The organism is Flavobacterium aquicola (assembly GCF_003385115.1).
Lineage (GTDB): Bacteria > Bacteroidota > Bacteroidia > Flavobacteriales > Flavobacteriaceae > Flavobacterium > Flavobacterium aquicola.
Genome location: NZ_QUNI01000009.1, coordinates 160,716 through 181,946, shown reverse-complemented (window position 1 = coordinate 181,946; position 21,231 = coordinate 160,716). Strand labels below are relative to the sequence as shown.

Below are 21,231 nucleotides of genomic sequence, written 5' to 3'. Positions count from 1 at the left end.
AAACAAACCTTGACAAAAGAACGCATTATATTAGGAATTGACCCCGGAACCACAATTATGGGTTTTGGATTGATAAAAATTGTCAACAAGAAAATGGAATTTCTGCAACTCAACGAACTGCAGCTGTCTAAATACGACAACCATTACCAGAAATTAAAAATTATTTTTGAGCGCACTATCGAACTGATAGAAACCCATCATCCAGACGAAATAGCGATTGAGGCTCCTTTCTTTGGAAAAAACGTTCAATCCATGTTAAAGTTAGGAAGAGCGCAGGGCGTAGCAATGGCAGCGGGACTTTCCAGAGATATTCCGATCACCGAATACGAGCCCAAAAAAATAAAAATGGCCATCACAGGAAACGGAAACGCAACCAAAGAACAAGTTGCCAAAATGCTCCAGCAATTATTAGGGCTGAAAGAATTGCCCAAAAATCTAGATTCCACAGATGGTTTGGCGGCAGCAGTTTGTCACTTTTTCAATTCGGGGAAAATTGTTGCTGGCAAAAGCTATTCTGGGTGGGATGCTTTTGTGAAACAGAATGAGGAGAGAATAAAAAAGTAGTCAGATTATTTTAATAATCTGACTACTCAATAGGATTATTTTATTTCTTCATATTGATAATAAAATGTACCATTAGTAACAGTGTTGTTCGTATCAATTTGATCAAAATAAGTTGAAGAAGTTGTAAAACTGAATGTCCCTTTAATAATCTTTGTTTTAGTATTAATTTCGGTTATAGTAAGAGTTCCTTCTTTAGTATACTCAAAATCATCAGTTGATATATCTGTTAAATCTATTGCATGAGATGTTGGATCGTTGTGATCAGTACTAATACCATAGGTCCCAACTGCAAGTTTTGTTCTTTTTAACCAAATATTAATTTCAGGATTGCCCAATACGCCGCCTTGTCGTCCTTGTAGCATAACAAAATCTTCTAGCGGGTAATAGTCCCACAAGTTTGTTGAAGAATAAAGATTAGTGCCAAAAGGATTATTTGCTTTAAAGGATTGTCCGTTAATTGTAGCAGTCATAGCGAATTCAGGTTTTGCAGCATCATCGGATTTTGTGTCATCGGAATCGTCATCTGAGGAACAAGAGAAAAGAATAAATGGTAAGATAAGAAGTAACTGAGTAATTTTTTTCATGATACAAGTTATAAATTTTGGCAAATCTAAATAAATATTTTTTTATTTAATAAGAATATTACTTTAATTTATCTATTTTTCTATGTCAGGTATTTACATTCACATGCAATTCTTAAGGTAGGGTTTTCACTTTTTCAATTCGGAGAAAATTGTTAGCTTGACAAAAGCTATTCTGACTGGGATGCTTTTGTGAAACAAAATGAAGATAAAATAAGAAAATAGTTATATTTGTAAAAAATAACTTAACCTTGATTTTATAATGAAAAAAATTAAATTTATTGCAGTTGTACTATTTACTGCGATTTTCGCTTCTTGTTCTTCTGGAGATGATACTAATGAAAATACTGAGACTCCAACTGCAACAGGGTCTTTTGACTTTGTTTATAATAACGAAACAAAAAAAGTTAATTCATGGGAAGCTAAAAAAATGGATGATTACCTGCAGGTTAAAGGCTTAACATCCGATGGAATTGTAGTTAATTTTGTGTTTAATGCTTACGGCAATTTGTACGGAGCAACTACTTTTGGCGCTTCGAGTCATGAAACTTCAGAAATTTTTACCTCCAATACTTTTACTTTTACCTTGGAAGAACTGAATACAGCCAACAAAACGGTGAAAGTAAAATTTTCTGGTAAAATGTATATCGATGGATATGATTCCGAATCAGATTTTATCATAGTTAGTGGTTCATTTAATGTGCCTTATACAAATGCAACTCCAGATATTCCAGGATTAGGAACTTTTGCAAAATTTAATGGTAATGATTGGCATGGTATGGCATTTGACAGCTCTACAACATGGTCAACTCAAATTACAACGCTGAACGTTCAGAATGATGGAGAATACAGTTTAGGTATCGTTTTCCCAAAGGGAGATTTAAAAACAGGTACTTTTTCTTTTACAGGCAATGACTTTTCTAATGGGATTTCTCTAGAGAAATTTGATGTCGAAACAGGTGAATATGTAGATTATAATGTTGCTGGAACTATAACTTATACAACTGTAGCGGGTAATTATGTGGAGGGAACTTTTAGTCTGACCGCAACTCATCCTGATGATGATTCACAAATTGTAATTACTGAAGGAAAGTTTAAAGAGATGACTAAATAACACTGTTTTTAGACATAAACAATTCTCTAAAAGAAATTAAAAAGATAATTTTTTAATTTAAATAGAAATTATTCAAGAGCAAGATTTAACTTGCTCTTTTTTTATTATGTCAGGAATCTACATACACATACCATTCTGCAGGCAGGCTTGTCATTACTGCGATTTTCATTTTTCGACTTCAATGAAGAAGAAAGAAGAAATGGTTTTGGCTATTGCCAAAGAAATACAGATGCGTAAAAGTGAGTTTAAAGATGAGGTTGTCGAAACTATATACTTTGGTGGAGGAACACCTTCTGTATTGCAGATTTCAGAAATAAGATTTTTGATTGATGAAGTATATAAGAATTACAAAATTTCTGAAAATCCAGAAATAACGCTCGAAGCAAATCCTGATGATTTATCAACCGAACGAATTTTTGAATTATCAAAAAGCCCTATAAACCGCTTAAGCATCGGAATCCAATCTTTTTATGAAGAAGATTTGAAAATGATGAATCGTGCCCATAATTCGGCGGAAGCCAAAAAATGTCTGGAAGAAGCAACCAAATATTTCGATAATATTTCACTTGATTTGATTTATGGAATTCCAGGAATGAGCAATGATATGTGGAAACAGAATATTGAAACAGCTTTGAGTTTTGGTATTTCGCACATATCAAGTTACGCATTGACGGTCGAACCCAAAACTGCCTTGAACAAACTCATCCAAACTGGAAAAATAGCCAAACCCAACGACGAACAGGCTCAGGAACATTTTGCGATTTTGGTGGAAACATTGGAAAAGAATGATTTTATACATTATGAATTGTCCAATTTTGGAAAAGGAAATTATTTTTCCAAAAACAATTCGGCTTATTGGTTAGGAAAAAAATATATTGGTATTGGGCCGTCTGCCCATAGTTATGACGGCATTTCTCGCAGCTGGAATATTTCGAATAATTCTATTTATTTAAAATCCATTCAGGAAGATAAACTGCCTAATGAAATTGAAATTCTCTCTATGTCTGACCGCTATAATGAATATATTATGACAGGTCTGCGGACGATTTGGGGCGTTTCTTTGGACAGAATTGAAGCTGAGTTTGGAATTGATTACTTAAACTATTTACTAAAACAAGCTCAGAAATATCTAAACGATGATTTGCTTTCGATTGAAAACAATATTTTGAAACCCACTTCTAAAGGAAAATTCTTGACTGATGGAATTGCGTCAGATTTATTTTATTTAAATTAGGAGATTTAACCGCAAAGAGCACAAAGGTTTACGCAAGGGTCGCTATTGTTTATCTAAGTATTTTTCTTATATTTATTTTATAATCAGCTAGAAGTTTAGCTTTGCGTTCTTGGCGTAAACTTTTGCGAACCTTGCGGTAAGAAAATATATATGACTGAAAACGAATTATCTAAAATTGTTTTTGATTGTGCATTAAAGGTGCATCAAACTTTGGGACCAGGGCTTTTAGAAAGTGCTTATGAAGAATGTTTGTTTTATGAATTAAAAAAGACTGGTTTAGAAATTCAAAAACAGAAACCGCTCCCATTAATTTATGAAGAGGTTCGGTTAGATGTAGGCTATCGTTTAGATATAATTGTCGAAAACAAATTAATTTTAGAAATAAAATCTGTTGATGCGTTAAATGATATTCATTTTGCCCAGCTTTTAACGTATTTAAAACTTACCAATTGCAAACTAGGTATGCTTATAAATTTTAATGTTCTATTAATAAAAAACGGAATTAAAAGAGTCGTAAATAATCTTTAAAAGAGTTTCTTTGCGAACTTTGCGTAAACTTTTGTGAACCTTGCGGTTAAAAAAAGCATGAAAACAACAATCCAGCATAACAATCAAGAAATAGAAGTCGATCTGTCAAAACCCATTGATATTTCGATACCATTAACCAATACAGACGATAATCCTATTGCTTGGTATATCGAAAAACCTGTGATTGAACCTGTTGTTTTTGGAGATTGGATAGGTAAGGTTTCCGAAGGAAAATCATCGACGAATTTTAATAATGTTTTTTTTAATCCGCACGGACATGGAACGCATACCGAATGTCTTGGGCATATTACAAGTGAATTTTATAGTATCAACCAATCGCTGAAAAAGTTTTTCTTTTTGGCTGAATTAGTTTCGGTTGTTCCGGAAATGCAGGGAGAAGATGAGGTGATAACAAGGGATCAGATTAAAAAAGCTTGGGGCAATTCATCTGCGGAAGCGATAATCATAAGAACACTTCCGAATTTTAGAATTAAAAAATCATTAAAATATTCAAATACAAATCCGCCCTATCTGGCTGAGAATGCCTCGCAATTCATCCGTGAAAACGGAATCAAACATTTGCTTATTGATTTACCCAGTGTAGATAGAGAAAAAGACGAAGGAAAATTATTGGCTCACAAAGCCTTTTGGAATGTAAAAGATGTCAATAATCTAAACTCCGATGCCAGATTGGACTGCACCATTACCGAAATGATTTTTGTAGATGACCACATAGAAGACGGAAGTTATCTGCTGAATTTACAAATTGCTTCTTTCGAGAATGATGCAAGCCCAAGTAAACCTATTTTGTATGCTATTTTGTAAAAAGATTTTAAAGACTTAAATTAGAATTAAAATTAAGAATTGAAAACAGTAAGATATAGCAATAATCAATATTGGCAGAAAACTGCTCTTTTCTCTGCTGTTTTGTTTTTATGCGTTGCAACTGTTTTTAGTCAAAAAAAAGAAATAGACACTTCAAATATTGTTTTCTATCCTGATAAAATAATGATTAGAGCCAATCTGAATTCCCAGTCGGATGCTCAGTCTTTGGAAGATAAAAATGGGGATAATTTGTATTTGGAAACCAATTATAATTACAAACTTTTTTTTGCCGTCGATTATAAATTTATAGGGTTTTCGTATGGTTTTCAGCCAGCTTACGAAGATGAGGATAAGAAAGGGAAATCTAAATTTTCAGAATATAATTTTAGATTTTTTGCCGGCAGATGGCTTCAGACAATTGAGTACAGCAAAACGAGAGGCTATTATGTTGCAAACACGCAAGATTTTGTTTCTGATTGGGATCCTGAAAAAGAAGCGTATTTGTTATTTCCTAATTTGAAAACGACACGATACGGAATGTCGACTTCGTATATTTTTAATCCAAAATTTTCACTAAAAAGTATCACGTCCTTTACCGAGTGGCAAAAGGAAAGCGCCGGAAGTTTTATTCCGACTTTGATCTATGACTATAAAAAAACATTCTTTGAAACTGATTTTGCACAAGCTAAACAGAATGATTATGATGTAAGTTTGGGAGCAGGTTATTTTTATAACTTTATTATTGGCAGGAAATTTTATATAGCACCTAATTTAACAACAGCATTTGGAGTTAAATTTATTGATTCAAAAATCGATAATTCCGGAAACCGAAGTGAAGAAAATAACAGTTATTTTTTGACCACTTTAAAAGGAGGACTTCGAATGGGGTATAATACTGAAAGGGTTCTTTTTGGATTAAATTTTAATTTTGACTCAAATTTGTATAATCAGACTAAAAACCAAGTTGTTTCAGAGGATAAGGCTTATATTTTGTTGTATTTTGGCTATCGGTTTGATGCCCCAAAATTTATCAGCAAGCCGGTAAACAAAATCAATGATAAATTAAAACTTTAAAAATTAATTTTTTTCAAAATATGTTACGACAGATTTACGTTTCAACAGATAAACAAAAACTGAATGTTCCTTTTATCCAGAATTTTCTAAAGGACATTTATTGGACTGCAGGGCGCACAAGTGATGAAGTGCAGAGAACAATTGATGCTTCCGTTTGTTTTGGAATTTATCTGAATGATGTGCAGATTGGTTTTGGCAGAGTCATTACCGATTATGTGGTTTTTGCTTATATGATGGACGTTTTTATAGCCGAAGAACATAGAGGAAAAGGATATTCTTCTATTTTGATCTCGGCGATGATGGAGGAACCTTCGTTGAAAGCAGTGAAAATATGGAGATTGGCAACGAGAGATGCCCACTTTTTGTATGAGAAATTTGGTTTTAAAGAGTTAGCATTTCCCGAACGAATGATGGAAAAGATTGTGTAAAAAAGCAGCATGTTTCTCTTTAGCCCCGATTGCAGTGGAAATCCTTGAGGGCTGGGGTTCAGCCCGCAAGATTGCAACGGAAAGCGGGAGGAAACTTGTAAATAAAGCGAATGTTCCTGCTTCAAAATAGTATTAAATTTAGTCAATAATGAATCTAGAAACGTATTACGAATATTGCCTTTCCAAAAAAGGAGTTACGGAACATTTTCCGTTTGATGAAGATACTTTGGTGTTTAAAGTAGGAGGGAAAATGTTTGCACTTTCCTCTTTACTGCAGTGGGAAAAAGGAAATCCATCGATGAATCTTAAGTGTGATCCAGAACGCGCACAAGAACTGCGCGCCGAGTATGATGCGATTCAGCCCGGTTTTCATATGAGTAAAGTGCATTGGAATACTATAGCTGTAAACAGTGATGTTCCAAATGCGCTGCTGAAAGAATTAATCGATCATTCCTATGAGTTGGTTTTTAAAAGTTTAACCAAGAAAATTCAAACTGAAATTATTGACCTAGAGTAAAATATTTTACCGAATAGGCGAAGCAATTAGAAAAATAGACATTACTTTTGTTCAAAAATATCAGACACTTTCAAATAAAATACTATGATTGATAATCTTAAAAAGTTCCTTAACGAAGAACAAGATCCAAAAGCCATCGAAAAAATCACTTCAAAACTGAATGATTTATTGATGAAAAATGAAGAAGTAGGGTATATTGCTGTTCAGAAAAAACCAGCTATCACCGTTTTTCCAGATAGTATTGTGGTAACCAATAAAAGAATTATTATCTGCCAGCCTAAGAATATGGGGCTTTCAATGAATTTCACCGATTTTACTTGGGACGAAATTGAAGGTACATTTATGAAAGAAAATATTTTAGGTTCTGAATTTTCGTTTTCGACCAAAACACAGATCCAGGTTTCTATAGATTATATTCCAAAAATTCAGGCTAGAAAAATTGCTACGTTTGCCAAAGAACAATTGGATATATTGAAAAACGGCGCAGTTGCTGCAGCTTCTGCATCAGTCATTAATGAAGAAAATATTCCTGCAGCAATTGAAGAATCAGAATTGATTGAAGAAGTAGAAGCGGAAGAAGTAACTGATTTTGCCGAAATTATGCCTGTAGTTTCTAATTATGCTGAGCCGATTGTAGAAAATACAGCTGCTTCGGCCGAGAAAAAAACGAGTGAATTGACGCAGGACGAACTTTTTGCAAAGCTTCAAAACTATAAAAAACTCCTTGACAACGGTTTGATTATGCAGGGTGAATATGACGCTTTCAAGAAAGAGATTTTGAGTTTGATGTAATCGGCATCCAGCTTTTAAAAAAAACAAAAACCCTGATAAATCAAAATTTATCAGGGTTTTTGTTTTTAAGTTTTGTTTGTTCTAAAAAGACTTAGTAAGCACCTAAATAGAAACTTCCGGAAGCACCTTTTAATTTAGCACCTTTTTTGATTGCTTTGGTTTTCCAGTTTACAATGTAAATATTACCATCTTTACTTTGCGGTGTTAATGGAAGGTATACATTGTCTCCAACAATACCAATGTTTTGGAATTGACCCAATGTTGTTGATAAAGCTGCATCTGTTTCAACATCTGTAGTTAATTTTTCGGCGGTTTTATCATTTAGATTTATTAATGCAACGTATCCGCCATTAGTACCAGTAATTGTGTAAAGAACAACACCCACTCCGTCTTTAATATATCTCCAGGCTTTAATGCTAGCGCCGGTTACATTCAAAGCAGTATTCAGATTAAAATGATAATTTGGATCATAACTGTTATTTGTTTTGCTGATACGGATAATGTCTGGACCAGAAGTTGCTGTAGCTTGGTAAATATTACCATCTGTACCAACATATTGTGTCATTGTACGGTATCCGTGATTGTTTGTTTTTGTTAAAGTAGAAGTAATAACTCTAGGATTTCTTAGAGAAGGAAAATCTACAACTAATGTTTTTGTACCATCAATTTTTGCAGCGTCATTAGGCCATGAAGGTATGCCAGTGTCAGCATTTATTGTAGGTGTTTTTGAAGGGTCTACTTTACTTACGTTACAGCCAATAAATAATCGGTCTTTAGTGGCATTTAATACAGGAACATCAACTCTTCCTACACTATATCCGGCTGCTCTTTCTTCATCTGTCCAAGGGAAATTAAATGCTACAGTGTTAGTAATTGCTGTATTATTCAAATCTATCGTTGCAATTTTTATTTCGCTGTCTCTGTTTTTATAAACAAAGTTTGGAGCAGTTCCTTCATATGAAGCTACTGCGTTTGCAAAAACTCCTACTCCGATGCCTTCTGCAGCTTTTACCCAGCGAGGTGATGTTCCTAAAATTGTAGCTGTATTTAATTCAAAACCATCTTCCTCATATTTTCCTTCACCAGAAACTTTGTACTTGTTGAAAACACCGCCTTCAGTTCCTGTATATTGGATGTTATATAGAAATTTACCATCTTCAGAAGCTTGTACGCGGGCTGTACGGCTTGATTTTAAAGCGAAACCTACTGTATATTTACCGCCGTCCATTTTAAAAAGATCCACTTCATAATTTGGGTTAGCAGCATTCTCTAATGTAATAGCATAGGCACGGGTGCCTCCATTTCCAGCTGTTCCTTCAGCGTCAGGAAAAGATCCAGTTAAAGAAACCCAGCGTGTACTTTCGGCTACGGGAGGATTTGTTACTGAATCATTTTTATCATCATCGCTGCAGCTTCCTAATGTTAGAGCTGTGACTGCACTAAATAATACTATTTTAAATAGATTTTTTTTCATGATATTAGTTTAAAATTGGGTTGTTATTAAAATTTACTAAATGTGTAATTCAATTTGAAGAAGATTCCTCTGCCTGGTTTTTGTATCGCAAAATTGTCATATATATCTGCGTTCAGCAGATTTTTCACATCCAAACTTGCTACTAGTTTTCCAGAAGGGAAACGATAACTTGCGCCTAGGTCGTGGGTGAATTGAGTTGGGGTTAAAGACCAGTCCGGCTGTCCCCACACTATATAATATTCGCCTACATAGCCAATGGAGTAGTAAGTATTAAGGATTGATTTTTTCTGGAAAACGTTGTTGAATCTGTACTGAAAATTGGCATTGGCAGTAAAAAAAGGTTCGTTAACTACCTGCTGTCCATAATAGGCATGCGGTTTGCCATTTTCGTCAAACTCTTGCTTAAATACATTGTTGAATTTGGAAAAATTCAAAGAAGTATTCAATCTGTTATTGTAGATATAGATAATCTCTGCTTCGAAACCACGGGCTTGTGTTCTTCCTAGATTCACATATCGGGTTGTTTGTATGTCAGCTTCCTCTTCATTTTCAATTTCTGAGTCTGCTACAGCCTGCTGTGTGATTTTATTGTAACCATTTCGCCAAAAGGCATTAGCATACAGCGATACTTTATGTTTGCCAAAATCAGACGGATTCCAGCGTAAACCCAAATTATAGTTGATGAATTTTTCCGGCTCTAACTGAAGGTTTTCTAAAATATTAATTTCAGATGCTCCATATAATTGGGTGTCAGTAGGCATTATGTATGAGTTTTCCATAGATCCAATAATGAATAGTGCTGGAATTACATTGTAAGAGGCAGTAGCTCCATAGCCAAAATTATTGTCAGATGTTATACTTTCATTTTTTACAAGTGAGTTTACACCGTCAGTAGTGACGATTTCGGATTTTATCTGTTTTGTCTGATTTGTGGTGTATTTTCCTAAAATATTAGTTGTCAGTTTTCTATTGAAAGTTTCAGCCTCATAATTCATCGAAATGATATTCTTGGTTATAGTGCTTTTGGTCGCCAAGTCACTGGAATTCGGATTAAATAAATCTTCGTCTTTTCTGTCAGTTGATTCATATTTATGATTTAATGAAATACGATGCCCGTTAGTAATCATGTAGCCTAAATTCGTGCGGGCATTTGTGATTTTTCTGTCGGTACTTGTCATCACTTTTCTTCCCTGCTGTCCGCCTTGAAGCGTTTTTAAAGGGATATGAATTGTTTTAGTTAAGGTGTCAGGGATTGTTGTATTATCTCTATATATGATATTGCCATTAGTATCTCTTCTGAATTTTGGATTTCCATTTTCATCATAATCAATTACTGAAATTGGCGTAGTTCTAATTTTTCCATCCCAGTTGTAAGCATAGCCAACAGTATCCTGCAAATAGGTATTACGATCGCTTCGCACCGCGTTAATGTTTAATGCCAAATCTTTTACGAGAAAATTTCTTTTGTTATAATTGAGAAGCATTGCATGCGCCTTTGTTTCATTAAATCGGCCTACATAAGGAATAGCCATCGTTGTACCATGCGGAATCTCTGTATAGTTGCTTGACCCGTTGTAGCCTATGAAAAACTGATCGGCCCATTTGGTATCGGTAAAACCAGCTTCGAAACGTCCTCCTAAAGATTTATAATCATTGTTAAATCGCTTGGCACGATAATGTCTAATTATTTGTGACCACTCATTCACATAGGTTGTAGATCTTCCCCAAGTCTCAAAACTGTTGTCCGTATAGGTGTAAAATCCTGAACCTCTAAACGAAAGCCCTGTTTTTTTCTCACGAAATGTCACACCGGCATCTGATTGAAAAGTATTGAATGAACCGTAAGAGACTGCCGCGTTAGCACTATTTTTGGACACATCTTTCTTTAGTACTACGTTAATTGCGCCGCCTACATAATCACCTGTTAAATGTGCGGGCAGGACGCCTTTATAAACCTCGATGCGCTCAATCATAGAAGGCGGTATGTTATTTAGATTAAAAGACTGACCGTATGTGGAAGCTTCTAATCCATCAATAAAAATTCCAACAGTGCTTCCTGACATCCCATTCAGGTTATATTCTACATTAGAACCAATTCCTCCATTTTGTCTCACACGTACACCAACTGATCTGTCTAGAAGTTCGTTAGTCGTTAGGTTTCTTAGTGACGCTTCCTTAGTTTCTATAATTGCTACCGCAAAACCGCTGGTTTCAATTTTTTGTTTTTTTGATTTTCCTTTAATTTCTACATTTTTTAATGCTTGGGCAAGACTGTCTTTTTCAACTTTCTTTTCAGCGGCCGTATTTTTTTTAGTAATTTCTTTTTTTTGTGAAAATGATATAAGAGCCAGTAACAGGAATAGAATGGAAAAAATATATTTTGTGCGCATTGCTGATTTTATTGATTTTTTTAACAGAAATTTATTTTTACTTAGACTTATTATAAATAAATTTGACGCAAAAATACTATCAGCATTCAGAAAATGGATAGGGAAAAACGGATTATTACTTTGTAAAAACGGATTATTATTTTGAAATTCAAATCGAAAATTGTAGCACACGAAGAACCAATTATTGCAATTGAAACTACTGACTTTTATAACCAGAAAAGCGCTTTCCAAGAAGAGAAAATAAATATCAGAAATGGGAAAAAAGAAGAAATTACATGTCTTAATTTAATTTCTGACGGTATGATGATTTTAGATATTCAGATGGTATTTTCAGCTCCACAAACAATAGAATGTGAAATTACAGGCGAATCTATAGTGATGGATTTTATTTGCTGTAACAATGTAGAAGCCAATATTGATCAGGTAGAAAGCGAAAAATATACAAGAGAGAACACCCACAACATTCTCTATACATCTGGTTTTAATGCTAGGTTTGAAATTCCTGCTTTGGAAGAAATCAATTATCTGACTATAATTTTATCTCTTGATTACTATTATAAATTAATTAACGAAGACTGGGATCTCCACAAAAAATTCTCTAAAAATATTATTGAAAAAAAATCAGGTTATCTGACTCCAAAATATATTCCTTTCAATTCCGGAATACAATGGATTATTCATGAAATTAAGAATTGTAAATATAAAGGAGCTATCAAAAAAATGTATCTCGAAGCCAAAATTAAAGAGCTGTTGATTTTGCAATTGGACTCATTAATCGAAAAACCTCAGGATACTAAAGTGAAGATGGATCAGGAAGATTATAATAAAATCCTTGAGGTCAAATCTATTTTAGATGCTAATTTCACCAATGCACCAACACTTCCTGAACTTTCCAGACTAGTGTCGCTTAACGAATTTAAATTAAAAAAAGGGTTCAAAGCGTGTTTTGAAACTACGATAAAAGGCTATGTTACTAAATTAAGAATGGAACATGCCAAGGAACTATTCAAAAACAAGGATTCGAATGTAGCAGAAGTAGCTGATAAATGTGGTTATAAGGATGTATCACATTTCTCCAGTGCATTCAAATTATTTTTTGGTTTTACACCAATAAGTTTTCGAAAACTAAATGTATTTACCAATTTTTCTTTCTTATTTTGGAATACTCAAGAAATGATTGCGCTGGAAGCAATAGAACTTTTTATGATTTAATAATTTTAAATTAATTCAAAAGCCTTCAAAAAAATTTTCAGCAAATGAAATGTTTTATTTGTATTTCGAGAAAATTATTGGATTGATGTACAAGTTAATATTTAGTTATAAAATATTGAAAAAGTACTGAACTATTCTGTTAGTTTTTTGATGTTATCATAAAGCTTTATTAACTTCTGTTTTTCTTGTTGTCCTAATTTTATAGAAAATTAAGACACCATATGGAAGCACCTAAAAACAGTAGAAGACAGTTCATTCGAAACACATTATTAGTAACTGGAGCAGTAATTTTAGCTCCAAATTTTATTAGCTGTAATGATGATGATAACAAGGATGATGATAAAATTAACGCTAGTGATTATACCAAAATAAATTTTGATCAGGGAGTCGCCAGTTTTGATCCTACCAAGTCGAAGGTAATCATTTGGACAAGGTACAATAGTCCTGGTAAGCTAATTCTTTGGGAGGTTTCTAAAGATATTGAGTTTAGTAAAATACTTAGAAAAGGAACTATTACCACTGAAATTTCAAGAGACAATACAATTGCTATTGAGCTGACAGAACTTGAGGAAAATCAAAAATTATATTACCGTTTCAGTAATAAAGAGGATAAAGCTATTTCGGTTATTGGAGAGACAATTACTTTTCCAGAGAATGCCTCTAGCGTAAAGTTAGCGGTTTGTTCTTGTTCTAATTATCAGGCAGGTCTTTTTAATGTTTACAATGCGATGGCAAAATCTGATGCTGATGTTATTGTACATTTAGGAGATTATTTTTATGAATATGAAGCCGGTGGATATGGGTCAAATGCTCAAAATGCAGCTTTAAATCGTTTACACAAGCCGGCCCAAGAAATCCTTTCATTAGACGATTACAGAACTCGTTACAAACAATATAGATCCGATGCAGATTTGCAGTTAGCCCATCAAAAAAAACCATTTATATGTGTTTGGGATGATCATGAAGTTGCAAATGATGCTTATAAAGAAGGAGCAGAGAATCATCAGGCAAACGAAGGAAGTTATGAAGCCAGAAAAACATATGCCTTACAAGCTTACAGCGAATTTTTACCATTTTCAAGATTAGAAGCGAATAATCAAAGTCTTATTTACAGAAATTTTAATTTAGGGAATTTGGTAAATCTTACTATGCTGGATACTAGGATTATTGGCAGAGATAAACAGTTAAATATTAATGAGTATATGACTGCTTCTGGTTTTGATGCTGTTAAATATCAAGCAGATATTACAAATCCATCAAGATCTTTGTTAGGGACTACACAGCGTAATTGGTTATCTCAGATAGTAAATTCGAATACAGCTAAATGGCAGGTATTAGGACAGCAGGTATTAATGGCAAAGATGTATGTTCCGGCTGAAATGTTAACTGCTTTTGGATCACCAGATTTCACTTCGATTTTAACAGAGCTGGTTACAATAAAAGTAAGACTGCAAAAAAATGATCCAACTCTAACTCCACAAGATATTGCTAGAGTTACTACTGTATTGCCTTATAATTTAGACGCTTGGGACGGCTATCCTGTAGATCGTGAAGTGATGTATAATGCTTTTGGCAATAAAAAAATCGTTACACTTGCAGGTGATACTCACAATGCTTGGAGCAGTAAATTGACAAAACAAGACAAAACGGAAATTGGTATAGAGTTGGCAACCCCTGGAATCAGTTCCCCAGGTTTCGAAGTATATTTAGGAAATCCGAGTCCCCAGACGCTTACCGCTTTTGAAGGCGCTTTAACAACTTTGATTGATGATTTAGATTATTTTGATGCTTCCCGCAGAGGTTTTATTTTGACAACTTTCACCAGTGGTAATGTAAAAGCAGAATGGGTATTTGTAAACACTATTTTATCTTCATCATATACAACATCGATTGGGCATACTGTCGTTTATTCTTAATGATATAGTTTTTTATAGTAAGAATTTCAGCTTTAGTTATACTTTTAAAGCGTCAGATTTTGTCTTTTAAAATCCATTCGATTACAGTTCGAGTAATGTCAATTTCAATAACAAAAGCCAATTTCAATCAATAATGATTCATGAAATTGGCTTTTGTTTTTTTTCAAATTGCCATTGAAATTGCCATTGATTTTTGATTACATCGTCTGCTTCTGTCTTTCCAAAAATCCATTCGATTGCAGTTCCAGTAATTCTTCAGCATTTTTTCGCTGCAGGTCGTATAGTCTTTTATCATCAGCAATATCAGCATACACCTTGTAGTGCATCGAAGCATTGGTTTTAATCAATAGTTCACGCTGGTGTTTATTTTGATCCAAAGTAGCTTTGAGCGCTGTTTCCAGATCTTCCAGTTTAAAATCGTATTCTCCTTTTGGAGATAATAATTTGGCAATGATTGGCGAAGTTTCTATTGCCAAAAACAACAGCATTATAAAGAATGAAGGTAGCCAAGGCAGTTTATTCAAAGCATTGATCCGAGCCATCAAACCGTCAAATCCGTCGATGATTGGCTGTGTTTCGGTTACTTTTTTATCTAAATCAGTCTGCAGTGTTTTAGTTCCTTTTTCTAAAATAGCAATCTTGGCTAAATTGTTTTTTCTGATGGTATCCAATTCTTTTTTGGATAAATCATGCTTGGCAATTTTTTCTTTAAAAACGGGACCTTTACCTAGTTTTTTCGTTCCTGCGGTTCCTTCGGCTTCCTGAATATAAGTTTGATAAAGCGTGTTTACTTCTTTTTCTTTATTGGAGATTTCGGCTTTCAGGTTCTTTATGTCAGCTTTGTTCTTATCTAAATCGGATTTGAAATAATTGGCAACTTCTTTTTTATTATTCAGCGCCATTGCGTTTTTCTCTTTCAATAAAACGGTATTGATTTCCTTTTCGAAAATTTTAATTTCCAATGGTTTTGAAATTACGATTGCAATAATAATTGCCAAAATTATTCGCGGAGTCGCCTGCAGAAATTCACTGGAAAAACTGTTTCTTTTCCTAATGGTAGAAACGATAAAACGATCCAGATTAAAAATAAGTAAACTCCAGACTAATCCAAAAAGTAAAGCGGGGTAAACGGAATCAAAAACAGTAAAAAGTGCATAAGCACTGGCGATAAAAGCCATAACAGCTGTAAAAAAAACGGTGGCGCCAATACCTGCATATTTGGTTTGTTCGCCTTCGGAGCAGCCGTCTAGCAGCGGTTTGTCTGCGCCTGAGCACAGGATGAAAAATTGTTTTAACATGATTGAGTGATTTTGATTGATTGATACTGCAAATTTAACGCCAAATTTTTGATTATCACACAAATAGTCACCCTGTTTTTGTCGATGTATATTATCAATCTCTCTATTAGTGTTATTTTAACATTAATAACCCACAATTTTATATGGGAAATCATAACGGTATGTTAATTTTTTTTGGCGTGTTTAGTAATGTTTGGGTTCTAGTTTTGCAACCAAATCAAACAAAAAAACAATGAAAAAATTTTATTTAGCAGTAACACTCTTTTTATTGACCTTATCGGGTTATGCTCAAAAAGCTATACTTTCAGGAAAAGTATTAGATGCTGATGACAAGCTTTCCCTTCCGGGAGCAATGATCCAGATTGTGGGTGAAAACAAATACACTACATCAGATTACACCGGTCAGTATGAATTTCTTAATATCAATCCGGGTACTTATCAGGTTACAATTAAGTATATTGGATATTCATCAATAACCCAAACAATTACTGTAGAACAGGGGAAAAGCAATGTGCTTAATTTTATTCTTAAAGTATCGGGAACTGAGCTGAATGAAGTGGTTGTTGGAGACAATTTAAAAGGTCAGGCCAAAGCGCTGAATCAGCAAAAAAACAATAAAAATATTGGAAACGTAATTTCGTCTGACCAAGTGGGGCGTTTTCCAGATGCTAATGTGGGAGATGCTTTAAAACGTGTTCCGGGTATCACGATGCAGAATGATCAGGGTGAGGCCAGAAATATTATCATCAGAGGTTTGGCTCCGTCATTAAACTCGGTTACTTTGAACGGTGACAGAATCCCATCTGCCGAAGGCGATAACAGAAATGTACAAATGGATTTAATTCCGTCTGATATGATTTCTACGATACAAGTTAGTAAAACATTAACTCCAGATATGGATGCCGATGCGATTGGGGGTTCTGTAAATTTAGTTACACGTTCCTCTCCAAATGGCGAAAGAATCTCGGCAACTCTTGCTGGCGGTTATTTACCAATCCGTAACAAGGCTAGTTTTACTGCAGGATTAGTATATGGAAACCGTTTTTTTGACAATAAATTTGGAGCGGTTTTCAGCGGATCGTACAACAATGTAGATTATGGTTCTGATAATATCGAAAACGAATGGGTAAAGGATGATTTTGGAAACGAATTTTTACAGGCTTCTGAAATCAGAAAGTATGATGTACAGCGTATCCGCAGAAGTGCTTCGTTTGCTTTCGATTATAAATTTAATGAAAACAATACCATTTTTGCCAATGCGATTTACAACTGGAGAGACGATAGAGAGAACCGTTTTAGAACAACTTACGATGATATTGAAGCCGTTTATGATGCCGCTGATGAATCAAAGATTGTTCGTTTTGAAGGACGTGTAAAACGTCAGACAAAAGGCGGTATTGATAATGACAGAAACAAAAGCAGAAGATTAGAAGATCAGCGCGTGCAGAACTATGCACTTCGCGGAGAGCATTTAATTGGTTCAAAAGTAGATTTGGACTGGTCTGCCAATTATTCGAATGCAAGAGAATACCGCCCAGAAGAGCGTTATATAGAATACCGTCAAAAAGGTCTGGATATAACTCAGGATTTATCAGACACCAAATTTCCTTTGATTACGACAGAAGGAGAGTCTTTGGATAAATTTAAATTTGATTCGGTTACCGAGAATACAGATGATACAAGCGAAAGTGAATTTGGAGCAAAAGTAAATGTTCGTTTTCCTTTCACCATTATTCCATCAGAAAAAGGAAGAATCAGAACAGGACTTAGACTTCGTTTGAAAGAAAAAAAGAGAGACAATATTTTTTATGCCTATGAGCCTACAGGTGATGGGATGGAGTTGTTGTCCCAAGTTCCAACAAGTTATTTTGACGGGAAAGATTTTAATCCAGGAAGCCAATATGTTCCAGGAACTTTTGCTTCGGCAAATTATTTAGGAGGTTTAGATTTAAATAATGCTTCATTGTTTGACAAAGAAACGGATCCGGCTGAATATTTGACAACAAATTATAATGCCAAAGAAAGTATCTACGCGGCTTACATTAGATGGGATCAGGATTTTAATGATAAATTATCTATGGTTGTAGGTTTCCGTGTCGAAAATACTCATATCGATTATACAGGAAACCGTGTTCTGGATGAAGAAGAATTAGAAACTACGGTAAACAACACCAATAATTATACAAATGTATTGCCAAGCGTTACTTTGCAGTACAATGCTACAAAAGATTTGATTTTGAGAGCTGCGGCAACTACAGCTTTGGCAAGACCAAATTATTATGCATTGGCTCCGTATGTGAATAATATTGCAGCCGACAAAGAAATTACTGCTGGTAATCCAAATTTGGATGTTACTTATGCTTACAATTATGATTTCATGGCTGAGAATTATTTCAAATCTGTTGGATTAATTTCGGGTGGTGTTTTCTATAAAAAACTACACGATTTTATTTATAATTATAGTGATAATCAATATACAGCTGAAAAGTTTGCAGTTGACTTTCCTGGTCAGATAAATCCAATTCCAGCTGGTGAAAAATGGTCATTTGTACAGCCAAAAAATGGTGAAACTGTTGATGTGTATGGTTTTGAATTTGCATTTCAGCGTCAGTTAGATTTCTTTGAAAGTAAATTTTTAAAAGGTTTCGGAATTTATTTAAACTATACATATACTAAATCAGAAGCAAAAGGAATTGCTGATGAAGATGGAAACGAAAGAAAAGATATCAGTCTTCCTGGAACTGCTCCGCACATGTTTAATGGTTCATTGTCTTGGGAAAATAATCGTTTTTCTGCCAGAATTTCGACAAATTTCACATCAGATTATTTAGACGAATTAGGTTCTGAGGCTTACAATGACAGTTATTACGACAAACAGTTATTTTTAGATGCAAATGCTTCATATAAAATAACTTCGAAACTTAGAATTTTTGCAGAAGCGAACAATATAACTAATCAGCCATTGCGTTACTATCAGGGAGTTGAAGCACATACTAAACAAGCTGAATACTATCAGGCGAGATACAATTTAGGGTTGAAATTCGATTTGTAATAATCAATTTATATAATTGAAAAGGAAACAGGATGTAATGTCCTGTTCTCCTTTTTACAGTAATAACATAATGAAACATATAATTTACGTTTTTTTATCGGTTTTTCTCTTTCAGACAGCGTTTGCTCAACAGGCTGAAAAAAGAGAATTGTCCGGTTATACAGAAGGATATATCCCGCAGTTGCAAAAAATTGACAATAGCCTGAATTTTTTATTAATGGGTGATTTTGGCCGTTATGGCCAGTTTTATCAAAAAGAAGTGGCTGTGCAAATGGGAAAAGCAGCAGCTACAATGGGTTCTGAATTTGTAATCAGTGTGGGAGATAATTTTTATCCAAACGGTGTGCAGAGCACTACAGATTATTCGTGGACTGCTTCTTTTGAAAATGTTTATACCGATTTTAGTCTGCAGAATGATTGGTTTGTAGCTTTGGGAAATCATGATTACAGAGGGAATGTTCAGGCACAGATTGATTATTCTAAAATAAGCCGTCGCTGGCACATGCCTTCGACTTATTTTAAGAAGGAGTTTGATCTAGAAGACGGCAATAAAGTTCTAGTTTTGTTTATGGATACTTCGCCGTTTATTGATAAATATTACGATGCAGATTCAGGCATGAGCAAGGCTATCAAAGCGCAGGACACAACAGCTCAAAAAAAGTGGCTGTTAAAAGAATTAGCCACAACAGATAAAAAAGTTACTTGGAAAATAGTAGTAGGCCACCATCCTCTGTACAGCGGAGGAAAGCGAAAAACGAGTTCTGAAACGACAAGTTTCGAAAAAAAGTTTGCCGCTATTTTTGATAATCAAAAGGTAGATGCTTACTTCTGCGGTCACGAACACGATCTGCAGATTATAAAGCCCAAAGGACGTTATACTACTCAGTTTCTGTCTGGTGCAGCTTGTACAGTTCGTCCTGGCGGGGAAAGAGAAGGAACTTTATTTTTTGCAGAAAAACCAGGATTTATGACCTTTTCCATAACAAATTCAAAATTGCTTGCACAAGTGGTTGATGGAGATGGAAAAGTTTTATTTACAACTCAAATAGAAAAAAACAAAAATGAAAAGCATAAATAAAATAGCAGCAGCGCTTGGGATAATTTCATTAATTTCCTGCAGCGATAAATTGGCACCAGTTCGCAAAGATGCTGTAAAGCCAACAATCGTTACCCAAAAATTACCGCACGACACTGATGATCCTTCAATTTGGATTCATCCGACAGATCCTTCGAAAAGTATTATTATTGGAACAGATAAAGACACAGACGGCGGTTTGTACGCTTTTGATCTGAATGGAAAAATTATTAAAAAGTCAATTCCATTAAAACGTCCGAATAATGTTGACATCGCTTATGGTCTGTTAATTGATGGTGTAAAAGTTGATGTTGCCGTAACGACAGAGCGCGAAAGCAATACAATAAGAATTTTTAGTTTGCCAGATTTAAATCCGATTGATAATGGCGGCATTCCAGTTTTTGAAGGTGAAGTATTGCGCGACCCGATGGGGATTGCATTGTACACACGCCCAAGCGACAAGAAGATTTTTGCAATTGTCGGGAGAAAATCCGGTCCTTCAGGGAGTTATTTATGGCAGTATGAACTTTCGGGTTCAGGGAAAATGGCAACTGCGACCGTTGTTAGAAAATTTGGGGAATACAGCGGTAAAAAAGAAATTGAAGCCATTGCGGTTGACAATGAATTGGGAACGGTTTTGTATTGTGACGAGCAATTCGGAATCAGGAAATACAATGCCGATCCTGCATTAAATGACAATAAAGAGTTGGTTCTTTTTGGTCGCAACCATTTTAAAGCAGATAACGAAGGAATTGCAATTTATAAAACAACTCCAACAACAGGTTATATTTTGGTTTCCAATCAGCAGGCTAATACTTTTATGGTTTATCCGAGAGAAGGAGCAGACGGGAATTCAAATAATTACCCTTTACTAGCGGAGATTCCAACTTCGACAATAGAATGTGACGGGGCAGATGTAACGAGTAGTAATCTGGGAGGTGAATTCAAAAACGGTCTTTTTGTTGCAATGAGCAATGGTATGACTTTTCATTATTATGCTTGGGATTTAATACAGCAGCGCATAGATCAAGCCAAGAAAAAATAATTTCTGTCATGTTGAGCGGAGTTCAATTTATCCTATGACTCTCACCATTCTTTTCTGAAATCTCGGAATTTCTCAAGATGATATCAAAAAAAAGCTGTTCAGTGCGAACAGC

General features: G+C 34.6%; 18 protein-coding genes and 1 pseudogene. 15 read left to right on the top strand and 4 right to left on the bottom strand.

Features of this window, described 5'->3' with window-relative positions; genetic code table 11:
• Positions 1 to 9: 9 nt before the first annotated feature.
• Positions 10 to 564, top strand: a complete 555-nt coding sequence (ruvC, locus tag C8P67_RS15560) for a crossover junction endodeoxyribonuclease RuvC (protein ID WP_115814087.1) — start codon at positions 10 to 12, stop codon at positions 562 to 564.
• Positions 565 to 599: 35 nt separating this feature from the next.
• Here ruvC and C8P67_RS15555 read toward each other — a convergent pair whose 3' ends face one another.
• Positions 600 to 1,148 (bottom strand): hypothetical protein, encoded by a 549-nt coding sequence (locus tag C8P67_RS15555; RefSeq protein WP_115814086.1) that lies wholly within the window; start codon positions 1,146 to 1,148, stop codon positions 600 to 602.
• Positions 1,149 to 1,275: 127 nt separating this feature from the next.
• Between C8P67_RS15555 and C8P67_RS22505 the strand changes: the two are divergent.
• The 9 genes and pseudogenes from C8P67_RS22505 to C8P67_RS15515 form a co-directional block, all read left to right on the top strand.
• Positions 1,276 to 1,370, top strand: a pseudogene (locus tag C8P67_RS22505) (crossover junction endodeoxyribonuclease RuvC); the annotation flags it as partial.
• A 37-nt stretch (positions 1,371 to 1,407) separates the two neighbouring features.
• A complete protein-coding gene (locus tag C8P67_RS15550; RefSeq protein WP_115814085.1) occupies positions 1,408 to 2,259 on the top strand; it encodes a hypothetical protein in 852 nt (283 codons plus the stop codon).
• Positions 2,260 to 2,365: 106 nt separating this feature from the next.
• A complete protein-coding gene (gene hemW, locus C8P67_RS15545) occupies positions 2,366 to 3,493 on the top strand; it encodes a radical SAM family heme chaperone HemW (RefSeq protein WP_115814084.1) in 1,128 nt (375 codons plus the stop codon).
• Between the two features lie 150 nt (positions 3,494 to 3,643).
• Entirely contained in the window at positions 3,644 to 4,021 is a 378-nt protein-coding gene (locus C8P67_RS15540) for a GxxExxY protein (protein ID WP_115814083.1), read from the top strand.
• Between the two features lie 57 nt (positions 4,022 to 4,078).
• Positions 4,079 to 4,846: a cyclase family protein gene (locus tag C8P67_RS15535; RefSeq protein WP_115814082.1), complete on the top strand. Its 768-nt coding sequence runs from the start codon at positions 4,079 to 4,081 to the stop codon at positions 4,844 to 4,846.
• Between the two features lie 39 nt (positions 4,847 to 4,885).
• Positions 4,886 to 5,920 carry a DUF4421 family protein gene (locus C8P67_RS15530; RefSeq protein WP_115814081.1) on the top strand — a complete coding sequence of 345 codons (1,035 nt, stop codon included), beginning with the start codon at positions 4,886 to 4,888 and terminating at the stop codon, positions 5,918 to 5,920.
• A gap of 20 nt (positions 5,921 to 5,940) precedes the next feature.
• Complete coding sequence (locus C8P67_RS15525; protein WP_115814080.1) at positions 5,941 to 6,348, top strand: GNAT family N-acetyltransferase; 408 nt, start codon at positions 5,941 to 5,943, stop codon at positions 6,346 to 6,348.
• 148 nt (positions 6,349 to 6,496) lie between these two features.
• Complete coding sequence (locus tag C8P67_RS15520) at positions 6,497 to 6,865, top strand: MmcQ/YjbR family DNA-binding protein (protein ID WP_115814079.1); 369 nt, start codon at positions 6,497 to 6,499, stop codon at positions 6,863 to 6,865.
• An 84-nt stretch (positions 6,866 to 6,949) separates the two neighbouring features.
• Complete coding sequence (locus tag C8P67_RS15515) at positions 6,950 to 7,657, top strand: PH domain-containing protein (protein ID WP_115814078.1); 708 nt, start codon at positions 6,950 to 6,952, stop codon at positions 7,655 to 7,657.
• 91 nt (positions 7,658 to 7,748) lie between these two features.
• Here C8P67_RS15515 and C8P67_RS15510 read toward each other — a convergent pair whose 3' ends face one another.
• Together C8P67_RS15510 and C8P67_RS15505 are read right to left on the bottom strand one after the other, a co-directional pair.
• The gene (locus C8P67_RS15510) at positions 7,749 to 9,131 is read right to left on the bottom strand and encodes a hypothetical protein (protein WP_115814077.1); all 1,383 of its coding nucleotides are present in this window, start codon (positions 9,129 to 9,131) and stop codon (positions 7,749 to 7,751) included.
• Positions 9,132 to 9,157: 26 nt separating this feature from the next.
• Positions 9,158 to 11,521 (bottom strand): TonB-dependent receptor plug domain-containing protein, encoded by a 2,364-nt coding sequence (locus tag C8P67_RS15505; protein ID WP_115814108.1) that lies wholly within the window; start codon positions 11,519 to 11,521, stop codon positions 9,158 to 9,160.
• A 141-nt stretch (positions 11,522 to 11,662) separates the two neighbouring features.
• Here C8P67_RS15505 and C8P67_RS15500 point away from each other — a divergent pair, with 141 nt between their 5' ends.
• Together C8P67_RS15500 and C8P67_RS15495 are read left to right on the top strand one after the other, a co-directional pair.
• Positions 11,663 to 12,733: a helix-turn-helix domain-containing protein gene (locus C8P67_RS15500; protein WP_115814076.1), complete on the top strand. Its 1,071-nt coding sequence runs from the start codon at positions 11,663 to 11,665 to the stop codon at positions 12,731 to 12,733.
• A gap of 221 nt (positions 12,734 to 12,954) precedes the next feature.
• Positions 12,955 to 14,649 carry an alkaline phosphatase D family protein gene (locus tag C8P67_RS15495; protein WP_115814075.1) on the top strand — a complete coding sequence of 565 codons (1,695 nt, stop codon included), beginning with the start codon at positions 12,955 to 12,957 and terminating at the stop codon, positions 14,647 to 14,649.
• A gap of 197 nt (positions 14,650 to 14,846) precedes the next feature.
• Here the strand turns inward: C8P67_RS15495 and C8P67_RS15490 are convergent, their stop codons facing one another.
• Entirely contained in the window at positions 14,847 to 15,947 is a 1,101-nt protein-coding gene (locus tag C8P67_RS15490; protein ID WP_115814074.1) for a DUF4407 domain-containing protein, read from the bottom strand.
• A 232-nt stretch (positions 15,948 to 16,179) separates the two neighbouring features.
• On the opposite strand from C8P67_RS15490, the gene C8P67_RS15485 reads away from it, so the two are divergent.
• The 3 genes from C8P67_RS15485 (at position 16,180) to C8P67_RS15475 (ending at position 21,119) form a co-directional block, all read left to right on the top strand.
• A complete protein-coding gene (locus tag C8P67_RS15485; protein WP_115814073.1) occupies positions 16,180 to 18,999 on the top strand; it encodes a TonB-dependent receptor in 2,820 nt (939 codons plus the stop codon).
• Between the two features lie 70 nt (positions 19,000 to 19,069).
• On the top strand, positions 19,070 to 20,077 hold the full coding sequence (locus C8P67_RS15480; RefSeq protein ID WP_115814072.1) for a metallophosphoesterase: 1,008 nt from the start codon (positions 19,070 to 19,072) through the stop codon (positions 20,075 to 20,077).
• A complete protein-coding gene (locus C8P67_RS15475) occupies positions 20,061 to 21,119 on the top strand; it encodes a phytase (RefSeq protein WP_115814071.1) in 1,059 nt (352 codons plus the stop codon). Before C8P67_RS15480 ends, C8P67_RS15475 begins: the two co-directional genes overlap by 17 nt.
• Positions 21,120 to 21,231: the final 112 nt, after the last annotated feature.